General features: G+C 29.8%; 8 protein-coding genes and 1 rRNA gene. 1 reads left to right on the top strand and 8 read right to left on the bottom strand.

What is annotated here, in order from left to right:
• Window positions 1-24: 24 nt before the first annotated feature.
• The 7 genes from GCL60_RS10640 to GCL60_RS10610 all read right to left on the bottom strand — a co-directional run bounded on the left by GCL60_RS10640 (window position 25) and on the right by GCL60_RS10610 (window position 12,444).
• Entirely contained in the window at window positions 25-726 is a 702-nt protein-coding gene (locus GCL60_RS10640) for a M48 family metallopeptidase (RefSeq protein WP_153420646.1), read from the bottom strand.
• Complete coding sequence (locus GCL60_RS10635; protein WP_153420645.1) at window positions 720-3,785, bottom strand: type I restriction endonuclease subunit R; 3,066 nt, start codon at window positions 3,783-3,785, stop codon at window positions 720-722. The genes GCL60_RS10640 and GCL60_RS10635 overlap by 7 nt, the downstream gene beginning before the upstream one ends.
• Window positions 3,782-4,987 carry a restriction endonuclease subunit S gene (locus tag GCL60_RS10630; RefSeq protein ID WP_153420644.1) on the bottom strand — a complete coding sequence of 402 codons (1,206 nt, stop codon included), beginning with the start codon at window positions 4,985-4,987 and terminating at the stop codon, window positions 3,782-3,784. Before GCL60_RS10630 ends, GCL60_RS10635 begins: the two co-directional genes overlap by 4 nt.
• Entirely contained in the window at window positions 4,978-7,383 is a 2,406-nt protein-coding gene (locus tag GCL60_RS10625; RefSeq protein ID WP_153420643.1) for a type I restriction-modification system subunit M, read from the bottom strand. Before GCL60_RS10625 ends, GCL60_RS10630 begins: the two co-directional genes overlap by 10 nt.
• A gap of 220 nt (window positions 7,384-7,603) precedes the next feature.
• A complete protein-coding gene (locus GCL60_RS10620) occupies window positions 7,604-9,961 on the bottom strand; it encodes an ATP-binding response regulator (RefSeq protein WP_153420642.1) in 2,358 nt (785 codons plus the stop codon).
• A 33-nt stretch (window positions 9,962-9,994) separates the two neighbouring features.
• On the bottom strand, window positions 9,995-11,515 hold the full coding sequence (locus GCL60_RS10615) for an ABC transporter substrate-binding protein (RefSeq protein ID WP_161998167.1): 1,521 nt from the start codon (window positions 11,513-11,515) through the stop codon (window positions 9,995-9,997).
• Between the two features lie 257 nt (window positions 11,516-11,772).
• Window positions 11,773-12,444 (bottom strand): hypothetical protein, encoded by a 672-nt coding sequence (locus GCL60_RS10610; protein ID WP_153420640.1) that lies wholly within the window; start codon window positions 12,442-12,444, stop codon window positions 11,773-11,775.
• A gap of 271 nt (window positions 12,445-12,715) precedes the next feature.
• Between GCL60_RS10610 and GCL60_RS10605 the strand changes: the two genes are divergently transcribed.
• Window positions 12,716-13,192, top strand: a complete 477-nt coding sequence (locus GCL60_RS10605) for a GNAT family N-acetyltransferase (RefSeq protein ID WP_153420639.1) — start codon at window positions 12,716-12,718, stop codon at window positions 13,190-13,192.
• Window positions 13,193-13,392: 200 nt separating this feature from the next.
• Here the strand turns inward: GCL60_RS10605 and rrf are convergent.
• Window positions 13,393-13,507, bottom strand: a 5S ribosomal RNA gene (gene rrf / locus GCL60_RS10600).
• Window positions 13,508-13,540 lie beyond the last annotated feature (33 nt).

Below are 13,540 nucleotides of genomic sequence, written 5' to 3'. Positions count from 1 at the left end.
TATGGGTATTAAATAAAAATATATTCAGCACTTCAAAGGTAACTTATTTAACTCATCTCGATATTGTTTCCAATTTGGCATATGCAAATCCATTAATGCACTAAAACGCGCATTATGTGTCGGTTCAATAAAATGAACCATTTCATGCAAAACAACATAGTCAAGATATATAGAAGGCTTTCGCGCCAGATCCGTATTTAATCGAATACTTTTCCTAGCAGGATTTGCTCCACCCCAACGGGTTTTCATTCCTTGAACATAGAGACGTTCGACATTAACTTGTAAACGAGAAGAATACTTTTTTATAATTTCGGGAGCAGCTATTTTAATTTGCATACGATACCAAGTTTCTAGCATTTCTTTACATTTTTCTTTTGTGGTATTTGGTCTTATATGCAAAACAAGTTTAGAGTGTTTTAATTCAACTGCTGGTGTATTATCAACTTCAACAATTTCCATCATGTAACGTTGTCCCCAAACATAATGACTTTCTCTATCTAAATACTCTCGGAGGGACTCACGCTCTTGGGTTAAAAATTTTTTTTGCTCAAATTTAATCCAGGGAATTTTAGATATCGCAAAGGCACGAATCGCATCAATATTCATACTAAAAGGGGCGGAAATTCGAACGTCACCTTTAGGTGGATTTACACTCAGATGGACATTTTTAATCTCTTTTTGAGTTAAATCTATTAAAACGTCACCTAAAACAATCTTCATCAATATTCCTTGTGGATAAATACAATATTAAAAATTCTTTCTACTTCTTTTTCACTCTTAAGAATTTCATATAAGGCTTGCTTAATGACATTCTCTCGAGTTTGCACCCCTCTCCAATCGGCAGGGCGCACTTGTTTTAATGTCATATCTATTGTTAATGCAAGCTCTTCCTGTTCTCCTAAGTTATTATAAAGCGCTTTTTGCCCAAGTGTTTGTAAAGATGATGGCATTTGTGACGCTGAGCCAGACTGAATTCTTTTAGCTAAATTCACGACTTTAAGCAGATACTCTTCATATTTGTTTGCGTTCTCTTTTCTGAATTTAACAACCTCGTCTAAAAGCTTTGACATTCTTTCAAAAAAAGCGGGATCATGAAGATGCTCCTTCATAATTTTACTTCTTATATTGTTTTCTACGACTTCAGCCACAGACTTATCATCTTTGGGTTGCTTGTTACCAAACTTTTGCGTAAAGGCTTCTGCAATTCCAGATTTAACAATCAATTCAAGAAGTGGCACATCGTCAAAAGGTGAAATTTTTCTTGGATCTGAAGCTTCAATATAGGAATCAAGTAAATGTCTCATGTCTGCTTCGTAGGCTTTTAAATCCAATTCTTCACCACTTGCTCTACGAATTAGAGCGCGTAGGTCAATCGCTTGGTTTAGCTGTTTTTTTATGCGCGTTATATCTTCTTGCGAATAATCTGCTGCTTCTAAATCATCTGATACGTTTGCATAGGCGCGAAGAAATGTTGCCACTGTTTTATATAAAGAAATTCGAAGAGATTCTTTGTCTTTTAAATCTGTTGCAATCTCTGTATTCCCACAAAAATAACGAATACTTTCCCATTCCCCTTTCGGTTGTGGAATAGGCTCTAAAATAAGAAACATCATTTCTAATGCTTGATCTAATTTTTCACGGGCTTTATTTAGTCTATTGTTCATTAATACATCGGAATCTGCCCCATCTATTTTGTCCGTACTATGATCTATTTCCGAACTATAAACAGAGATGACTTTTTCTACACTTTTAAATAAATCCTTATAATCAACAATGTAACCAAAAACTTTATCCTCTCCATCTAGACGATTTGTCCGACAAATTGCCTGAAAAAGACCGTGATTTTGCATACTTTTATCTATATAAATATAAGTACAGGAGGGGGCATCAAATCCCGTTAATAATTTATCAACAACCACCAATAGTTTCATATTAGCTGGTTCTTTTTTAAATTTATCCTTTGCCTTTGCTTCATACGTTTCCGTTTTTGATAAATTAGGTAACGCTTGAACATTTTTTAACAACTCAAAATAAGTGTTATAAATAACTTGGCGATCGGTCTCTGTATTTGCCCCTGTTTCTTCTTTGGTCGTATCTCTTTTATCTAAATTATATGAGGTAACAATAGCGCAATTGCCTTTAAATACCGTTTTTTGAAACAGCTCATAATATTTACAAGCTTCAAAAATACTAGCAGCGACTAATATAGCATTGCCTCTATTGTTATTTAATCTTGGCTTAACACCAAAATCAAAGACTATATCTGCAACCACTTTTTCCATTCGTGAGCGTGAACTCAATACTCTCTGCATTGTGGACCATTGTTTTTTAAGTTCGTCTTTTTGCCAACTATTTAATCCACGAGTTTTAGCGTCAAACCAAGCATCTATTTTCTCTACTGAACTAAGACGTTGATCAATATCTCTAGCTTCATATAAAAGATCTAAAATAACTTTATCTGCAACCGCTTCACTAAATTTATAGGTGTGTATATATTTGCCAAAAGCATCTAGTGTTTTATTTTTATCATTTTTTAAAAGCGGAGTACCCGTAAATCCAACAAATACGGCATTTGCCATAATGGCCTTCATTAAATCATGAAGATCCCCGCTTTGTGTGCGATGGCACTCATCAACAAATACAAATAATTCACCCACAACAATACTAGGTCTTGACTTAATTTCTTCTATAAATTTATCTATATTACCAACATCACGCTGACCAAATTTATGAACAAGCGAGCAAAAAAGCCGAGGGGTAGGAAGGGCAAGTTTTGACATGAGATCAATCCCACTGCTCGTTTGATAAATACTTTCCCCAGAGGATTCAAACACACTTTTTATTTGTGCATCTAGCTCCTGCCGATCGGTAATAATCAATACTCTTGCTTTAGAAATGTTTTCTAAAATCCACCTAGCTAGTAAAACCATTACAATACTTTTACCACTTCCCTGCGTGTGCCAAATAATCCCACCTTCACGGCGTTTCATAAATTCTTGCGCAGCTTTTACTCCAAAATATTGATGCACCCTCGGCAGTTTTTTTTCTCCGCCATCGAACAGAATGAAGTCATGCAAAAGTTCGATGAAACGTTTTTTTTCACATATTTTTAATATGTATTTATCCAGTTTAAACCGTTCATTTTCCTGCTCATCTTCTTTCCAAGTTAAATAGTATTTTTCTGGCGTACGAATGGTTCCGTATTTTAAACCTTCTGCATCACTTCCCGCAAAAAGAATTTGAGTTGTTGTAAAAAACCATTCATTAAATTCCGGCAGCTGATTGGAAATTAACTGACTGATACCATCACCAATACTTACTCGACTGTTTTTTAATTCAATAACAGATATTGCAATTCCGTTAATATAAAGAACTAGGTCAGGTCGACGTTCGTTGTTACCTTGTAATGTGACCTCTTCGGCAATTGCAAAATCATTTTTTTGCGGATCATCCCAATTGATATATTTTATAGTTTCATTTGATTTTGTTACGTCAATTTTAACTGACGCTCCATAACGTAACAGAGAATAAACTTCTTTGTTGTTTTGGTAGAGTGTACGATTGTAGTTATTGGCTTCAGTCTTTAGTTTATTTATTGCTACATTTATTTTTTCTTTCGAATACCCATTTTTATTAAGATATTTCGTTAAAAATTCTTCTTCAATATTGCTGTTCCCTTTTCGTTCAGACCAATTGCCTAAATAATGAAAGCCCAGCTCATTTATAAAAAGATCAATAATGCGATTTTGTGTTACTTTTTCTGACTTTCCAATAACATCACTCATACTAAACGGATCCTTCCTGTCAGTAATTGTTGCATCATGCCTTGTTTAATTTGGCGGGCTTTGGTGAGGGCTTTTTCTGTTCCTCTTATATCTTCATCTATATTAATAATTACTTGTGATATTAAATTGCGTTCAATTTCATCATTAGGATAATGAATTAGAAAATTCTTTAACTCCAATGAAGTTACTGAATCAAAAGTTGATCCTTTTGATAAAGATGACCAATGAGATTCTTTTGCTTCAAGAGCATAATATAAAAAATCACCTGCATTTCTTAGTGCACAAATACCTCGTCCAAGACAACAATCAAACGAAGCTTTAGCTACTGTTCCAACAGGCGCTCGAACACTAATTAGTATATCTCCTGGTTCCCCTTTTTTAGTCACGTTTGTTGTAAAAACACGTTGAATAGGTTTTCTATTAATAATGTCAGAATTCCCCTGAATTAGTGGTAAACCATTACCAAAAGTATTATAAAATGAAGATAGAGGAGATTGACCCATTATTATTTCAGAAATTTCTCCTAAAGTCTTTTTAGACCAGCTGTGATAACAGCCATCCAATCGCCTCTTGCCTGTTAATAACTCTTGCATCACACCTTTTTTAATAAGTTGTTTTTTAGCGATGAGTTTTTCGAGTGATTCAATGTAGGAATCTGCATCGGAAAGAGCGTTGGCAATGACTTTTTGTTCTTTTATTGATGGAGGTAATGGAATTTGTAATTCAGAATATTGTTTTCCATTTACACCTGGTTGACCGCTTCGCATAGAGTGTTCACGAATCCATTTCCAATACTGAGCACTTTTTGAAAATTGGAACAAATATGGAGCATATAATTTATGATGATCTGTTTGAACTCGTATCAAGAAACCAGCATAAACAAACTCACCATCTTTTTTTTGATACAAATAGCTTTTTCCAACACTAGCTCCTGTTCTAGCAAAAACAACATCATATTCTTCTAATCTATACTCATTTGCGGCCCGATGATTAACCGATGCGAGAGAGTCAGGGTTAATTCTCCCTTCATCAGTTATGTCTGTTATTCTCAAATAAGTTGGTAGTCTTGAATCAAAAGTAACAGCAGAAGCATTAATACCATACTTGGGAATTCCCAACAGATTTTCTCTTAGATTTTCAGTTTTCCAATCAACTGGAATAAAACCAATCTCTGTCTTCTTAAATCCTTCCTTTAATTCCATAAAAACCCCATTTTTTCGAGATGTTTATTTACTTTTAATTCAAATAACGAAACATCTTTAAGAAGATCAGGAAGTGCTGAATCGTAGCGTTCGGCAAGTTCTTTAATGCGTGAAGTTAAGGTTTGACTCACGCGATCTAATTCACCATGAATATCTTTATCAAGGGTTGCCATCCATTTATCATCAACCACTAAATTTTTAATGTCTGTTTCTTTTAGCTTTGGATATTGATTTAAAGTTTTTTCATCGAGCGCAGTTTCTAATTCTTTTACTTGTTTCTTTAATTCACTTTCTTCTTCACAAAGTGCAATATATTTTTTAAGAATTTCTGCTTCCTCTTTCGCACTTTTATCTTTGGCAATTTCTTTGAGCCTTGCTGTCGCATTGGCTTTATTTACTTTTTCAAGCTCACTAAAAGCGCCCTCTTCACCACCATGTTCTTCTTCCATTTCAGTAATTTGTGAAGTAAGTAATTCTAAATTTGCATTTACTTTATCCATATTTGCTTGTTCATTAGAAAAATATTTTGCAATTATTAAATTTTTAGGAATAAGGTCACACGTCCAGCCTTTGTCTTTTTCTTTTCCTTTTTTATCTTTTTCCATAATGCGATAGGTATTCGCTTTCCATCCATCGGCAGAAATTAAATAAAAATCATCCGACAAAGTTGTTGCCCAATAATTCATTAAATGTTGGTAAATGTCGTATGCATCAATAAGAGGTTTATTTTCATAATGGAGCAATAAATCTTCAGACAGTTTTTTAATTTCGTCTTTGGGATGAAAATGAACTTCTAATTTTTTGAGTGCTTTTGCTGTTTTTATTTTCCATTCTTCAAAATGAGAATTCATTGAAGCAATAAAATTTTTAAATTCATGATGGCCAAAAATCGCTGATTTAATTTCAGATTTATCAACCGTCAACTTAAAGTAGCCGGGACGAATTTCTTTAAAAAGTGACGTTTTTATTTTTGGACAAATATCCCAATATTTTGCAAGCGCATCGATATCCGCTTTTGGAATTCCACCTTTAAGGTGTGCCTCGATGTCTTGTTGATCTTCGGTAACTTGACTATCAATGTAACGTGGAAGATTTAAGTTATAATCATTTTTTTCAATTTCTGAAAGAGGAACAAATCGTGAGTATTTAGGAAACTCAATTTGATTATTAAATATATCAACTATTTTATGAATATCTTGATCTCTTAAGCGATTTTTTGGACCATCCTTCATATACCCTTGACTGGCATCGATCATAAAAATGCCCTTGCGCGCAAAAGCTTCTTTTTTATCAATAACAATGATACAAGCAGGAATCCCTGTTCCATAAAACAAGTTTGCAGGAAGACCAATAATTCCTTTAATGTAACAACCGTTTTTTGTAATTAAGTTTTTGCGAATATCCCCTTCTGCATTTCCTCTAAAAAGAACCCCATGAGGTAAAATGCAAGCACCAATACCTGTGCTTTTTAAGGAGCGCACGATGTGAAGCAAATAAGCATAGTCACCTTGTTTGGCTGGAGGAATCCCAAAAGTAGCAAAACGACCAAAAGGATCACTAGAAGGATCAATGCCTGTACTCCAGCGTTTATCTGAAAAGGGAGGATTAGCGACAATATAATCAAATTGTTTTAAATTATTTCCATTTAAAAATTTAGGGTCCGCAATGGTGTTACCTTGAGTAATTAAAGCTGTTGGGTTGTTATGAAGAAACATATTCATTCGAGCCAAGCTGCTTGTGGCCGAATCTTTTTCTTGTCCATAGAGTGTTGGTTTTATTTTTGCTGCTTCTCCAACTTTCAAAAGCAAGGAACCAGAACCACAAGTAGGGTCATACACCGTAGTATCTGTTGTCACTTTAGCATTTGCGATATTTAAAATTTGAGCCATAATGCGGCTTACTTCAGCGGGAGTATAAAACTGCCCCTTACTTTTACCACTCTCCGTAGCAAAATGTCGCATTAAATATTCGTATGCATCACCAAGTATGTCATCGCCATCTGCTCTGTTTTTTGAAAAATCTAGGGCAGGGTTCTCAAAAATGGCAATTAAATTTGTGAGGCGATCTACTTTTTCTTTTCCGCTACCAAGTTTTGCTGAGTCATCAAAATCGGGCATGTCGGATAACTTGTTCTCTTTTGCCAGTGGCCCAATCACTTTTTTATTAATTTGATCACCAATATCTGGTTTTCCCTTTAGGGCAACCATATCTGCAAAACTTGCGCCCTTTGGAATTGTAATTGGTGCGTATTTTTGATCTGCATATTTATCGCTAATATATTTTATAAAAAGAAATACCAGAACGTAGTCTTTGTATTGACTCGCGTCCATTCCACCACGAAGCTCGTCGCAACTCGCCCATAATGATGAATAGAGTTCAGATTTTTTAAGTGCCATATTTCACAGTTCCTTTTTAATCATTAGCATTTACATATAATTTGAGTCAGCTTAATTTCTAATAACCCAATGTTAGAGCTGACATGCAAACATGCCAATGTACGTAAGAATTTAAATATGACCTCAAAAAACAGAATTTGACAAGTAAAGACACTTATCTTTAGCTAACCATTTTCATCTTTCCATTTTTTGCATATATTTGAGAATATTTAAAATTATTTTAATTAAATTTATCTTTAAAAAGACTTTTAATTTTTGAAAATTCACATGGATTTTTATCCAAAATCCCATCAAAAAATGTGGTTTCAGATTCCTTAATTTTTGAATTTGAGCATAAAATAAATGGACAATTTAAACCTAAATTCTTCAAATTTTCTATTATTTTCGTTTCAATAATATTTACTTTATCCTCAATATAATAATCAAATATTACGCATTCAATATTATGAATATAATCTTTATTTTGTAATATAAAATCATAAAAAAAATCTGGATGATTATATAAATTAACTTTAATATCTATCATTGTTTTTTGCCAAAGCATTAAATAAAAGTCATCATCATCAATAATAATTACAGTTCTTTCATTATCATTTTTAACAATTAAGGATTCTTCAGGATTTTCAAAAATATTTTCAGTAGAAGTCAAAAATAAAGAACTTATAAATTTAATAAATTGATAATTATTCATTGGTTTAACAATAAAATAATCCGAATTAATCTCTGTTGAAAGTTGAAAATCATCTTTAATAAAACGATTTGTATGAATACAGATTTTAACATTTTTATTAAATTCTCTAACATATTTTACAAAATCAAAACCATTATGTTCGGGACAATTTAAATCAATATCACAAATCAAATAATCTGGATTAAAATGACTAAAAATATTTGCAGCTTTTTCAAAATTTTTTGAAATATGGATTTTAAAAAATGGTTTTATTAACTTAAATTCATCCAAAAGAGATAATATTCCATTAGCATAATCAACATCATCATCGAGCACTAAAATATTATAAACCTTTTTATTTATTAAACTAATTTCATCAAAAATCTGTTTTTCTATTTTTAATGATTCAGAATTATAGTAATTGTATAAAGTATTCGATTGAATATTATATTGAAACTCAAAGTATTTACTATGTCTAGGAAATATATATAAATCTTTATTATCTTCAAATAATTTACTTTTAGATGGTAAAGTAAATATAAATTCAACACCCTTTTGCTTGCATGAATTACAAGTTATTTTTCCTCCATGATTTTTAATAATTTGCAATGAAATAGCAAGCCCTAAACCAGTTCCTTTTTTCTTACCTTTAGTAAAAAAAAGATTAAATATTTTATCAATATCTTCTTTTTCAATATAAGAGTTACTATTTCCTATACAAATTTCAATATATTTTTCATTATTCTCAATATATTCTTTAGTTAATATCCATATTTTACCGGTTTTTAGCTTCATAGCTTGAATAGCATTTAATATAATATTTGAAAAAACTCTTTCAATTTTTTTTATATCAACCATTACTTTATAATTATGAGAAAATTTATATTCTAATTCAATGTTTAAGTCATTTTGCATTTCAAAACATAATTTCAAAACAGCACTCAATATCTTAAGTAAACTCTCTTCTTCAATTTTCAAATTATTATCACTTTTAGTATGCAAAATATCATTTAAAAAATATTCTACTTGCAAAATATCTCTATTTGTATTAATTGAAATTGTTTGAATTAACTTTATCATTTCATCATATGATTTAGATTTTTTTAAAATATCTAATGACATTTTTAAACGTGAAAATGGTTGCCTTACATCGTGAGCAAGCATTTGCAATGTTGAACTGATTGCTTTTAATTCAGTAATTAATAATTGATCTTTTTTTAATAATTCAATTTCTTGTTTATATGAAAAAATTTTATTATATAAACTTTTATATTCTTCAAATTCAAAATTTCCTTTATTTATATTAATTTTTCCAGAAACATATTTTTCTATATCAAAAATCGGATTTGAAATTTTTTTATATATTAAATTAATTTTGTATTTTAAATAAAAATAACAAAATATTAATAATAAAAAGAATATTAAATAAGCACTAAAAATAAGGGAAATATCAATTTTTTTAACAAAATAAATTCTACCTATATCCCTTTTATTTACCGTAATAATATTCACATAATTATAATAATATAAATTATTTTCGCTTAAAATAAGACTAAATATTCTTTCTGAATTTTCATTTTCAATAATATTTAATCCAATATTTAAAATATCATATTCTCCAATTTGGGAGAATTTAGGATTTGTTCTTATGATTATCTGCTCAAATGCCTCAATTTCAATCAATGATGAAAATTCTTTTTGAATCGCAAAAAAATCACCTAATAAAATTGAATTAGCAATCCCATAAGATAATGAATTAATTATATTATAAGAGCTTTTAATATATAAACTATAAAATGAGATAATAGAAAATGCTGCAAGAATAAAAAATATAATACATGTGTAATATCTAATTTGTTTATTAGATTGATTTAAAATATATTCTTTTAATGAATGATTTTCTATCATATTTTTTAAATATCTTTTATTTTAATCTACTATTCACTCTTTCATTTCAACTCTTGAAGCAGAAAATACATTTAAATCATCCCCTTTTTTTCCAATTTTATCGATCGTATTTGGATCATAATAATAAACTGTTTTAGCATCTAATAATGGAATCCAATATGCTTTTTCATGAACATATTCTGAAAGAGTTTCAATATTTTTTAATTTAGACTCTTTTGTTGTGGCATTAAATGCATTTTTATACAAAGCCTCAAGCTTTTCGTCATAAAGTGGCTTAACAAATTGATCAGGACCATTATTTAAAAGTCTTGCAAATTTAAAAAGAGTATCAAAATGATCTATTTGAAAAAATGAAATGTCAAAAGGTGTTTCTTCTGCATATTTTTTAGGAAGAAATTTCTCTGTAATTGGAAAATAAGTCATTTTAAATCCATATAAACCTAATTGTCTTTTTATTTCGTCAATGAATAATTTTTTATTTCCTTTAATTTCACTTCCACTATTATAAACAGAAACGTTCCATTCCTTATCTCTTAAATTTTTAGGCAAAGATTGAAATAAATTTTGAGCTAATTCTGGGTTATAAGGATTTGATAATTTTTTTATTCCCCAATTGGTATTTGGATAATTTTCAAACGCCGCTGAAAAACCAGAAGCTAATTTTTGCAATGCTTCACGATCAAGCGCTGCTTGAACAAATTTCCTAAACTCAAGAGAGTTTCCTAAAGGATTTACATTCGTAAATGTCAATCCAAAAACAGAATCAGGTAATTCGGAATAATATTTTTGATAACGATTTTGTTTTGTATTTTCCAATTTCATAAAACTAAGATCGTAATGAATATCTTTTATCTTCTTTGTATAAAATTTAACGCTATCTGGTGCTTTAATTAATGATTTATCATATTTTTTTAACTCAACAACACCATTTTTAAATCCTGGAGAAACAATGGAATAGGGGCCTGCACCAATAGGATAACTTTTCCAATCCATATAATTATCTTGAAACTCTTCCATGGGAGCTATAGAAAATGCGGTATCTGTTAATATATATAAAAAATCAGGATCAGGAGTCATTAATTTTATGGTTAGGGTATAGTCATCTTTAATTCTAACCCCACTAACAATACCGCTTTTAAACTTTGTGAACCCTTGTTTTTGAATTTCATCTAATCCTTCAATATTCATGAGTGCTGCTTTTCCAAACGATTTTTCGTTCGTAAAAAAAAGACGCAATAAACTGAATTCTAAATCTTCAATTGTAACTTGCCTTTTATTTTGAAAATAAATATTTTTTTTAATTGTTAATACATATTCATTAGATTTAGAATCATAATAAGCATCTTCTAATAAGCTAGGAACAATCATATTATTTTGTAAAGATAATAATTGTCCAAAAACAGCCGATTCAATTGCACTTCGAACACTACTTGGTGCCGAATCGGAATAAGGATTGTTTCCACTATCATTTAATAAAACATTTAATTTTGTAGCAGCCAAAATAGGACTAAAAATGAAGCATTGAGAAATTAAAATGAACCCTATTTTTTTCATAAAAAACCCCATAATTTTATTATATAAATTATAATTTGATGTTTTTTTTATATCAACGATTTATAAAAACCAAACACACATCATTTTATATATAGGATTTCATTTATGCTGGAAACAAAAAGTATAGTAATTTTAAAATAGATTACCAATAAATAATAATTTTTATTTTTTAATAAAGGATCTTTTATTTTAAAATTTAAATTTGATAGAAAAATAATAATTATTTTTATTAGTATATAAATTTATCATTTGTAGATTTAGTTAATTTTATTATTATTTTCTTTTTTAAGTGCTTCAAATGAATTTGAAATAACATCATTCACAGCAACTGCATAAGGTACCGGCATAAATTTAGAAGCTTCATAGTGATCTTTTGTAATCCACTTCCATGATAGTGATTTTGGATCAAATAAACCCATATTTTTATATACTTTATTTGAAGATTTATATGCATCTTCATTTTCAAAAACTACTGAAAAAGCAAATGTTGTATATTTTCCATATTTTTCAGTAATAGAATTAATAAAACTTTCAACAACGGTGCCTTTAATACTATCTTTAGCCTTCTCTGCGTTATCCATTTGACTTACTAAAATATTTAAAACTTCCCATGATTTTGGAATTTCGTTTAATACAACTCTTGGAACAGGAATAACATTTTCTTTTCCTACATTTGCAACCCAAGATGCAGCAAATTTAGCATCCAATAAATTACCATTAAAATTTTTATTGCTATTTTCAAAATCACTTTTCGACATATATAATACAGGAAAAACAATTACCTTTGATTCTTCTACGTTAATATCTTTTTTAAGATAAACCTGTGCATTATTAGGATTTGAAGTAGATGTGCATGAAGCTGTTACAATTGATAATGAAGCTGCAAATAAACAAGTTATCTTAATTGTATTTTTTTTGAGAAAATTCATTTTTAACCCCCAGAATAAAAGCTTTATAAATAAACATCAACGCAAAACAAGAAAATACTCTTTAATTCTAATATCTTAAAAATTTTTTATTTTCAACTTATTAATCTTATTTTTACATAAAAAATACTACACATTTATCTATAAAAAATAAAAACTTTGCGCGAATATCTAAAAAATAGATAAATACTTTTATTGATCAAAAATATATACCTGAATAAATACTATAAAGGTAAAGTTCCATTATAAACATAATTATGGAGTGAAATAAAAAATGCAAATGAATTATAAAACAACCAATAATCTAGATTATGAAATAAATTTCCTAGAAAAAAAAGATTTGTTTTTAATAACTTCACTATGTAAACAACTAGGTTTTGAAGGATCTTTGCAAGATTTAGAAAATAGATTTCATGACTTATCTTGCTTTTCTAATCATCAAGTTCGAGTCGCAAAACAAAAGAGTAATGAGAATATTATTGGATTTATTCATTTTTTTGAAGCCCCATATCTTCTAACATGCAAAACATTAGAAATTGGAGGTCTTGTCGTTGAAAATAAGTTTAGACGATTTGGAATAGGCAAAATTCTAATGCAAGAAGCAGAGAAATGGGCAATGTTAAAAGGATGCAAGTCCGTTTTGTTAGCAACTCAAATAATGAGAACAGATGCCCAAGCATTTTATGAGCAAATTGGTTATCAAAAAGAATTTCAAACATTTTTTTTAAGAAAATATTTTGATCACATCTAATGTGAAAATTTATTAAAAATTTAGAATCTCAAATTACTACGTTCAAGCAATCTTATCTTGAATCTAAATACAATAATAAGAAAGAAAAACGGTAATACGATATAAATGCATTTATTTTTTATTTAGAACTTATATTGAAATATCAGAAAAATAGACGAAAAAAAAATCCCACTTCAATAGAAGTGGGATTTAAGAATAAAAGGCTGCGCAGAGCTACTCTTCCACACCTAAGGGTGCAGTACCATTGCCGCAGGCGGGCTTGACTTCGGAGTTCGGAATGGGATCCGGTATTTCCCCGCCGCAATCAGCACAGCCAAAACTAGGCTTTAAAGACTTAGAGCTTGTACC

Origin of the sequence: Silvanigrella paludirubra, from assembly GCF_009208775.1 — a bacterium.
GTDB classification, from domain to species: Bacteria; Bdellovibrionota_B; Oligoflexia; order Silvanigrellales; family Silvanigrellaceae; genus Silvanigrella; species Silvanigrella paludirubra.
Note: the sequence above shows the minus strand (reverse complement) of the source record. Positions and strands in the feature narration are given on the sequence as shown.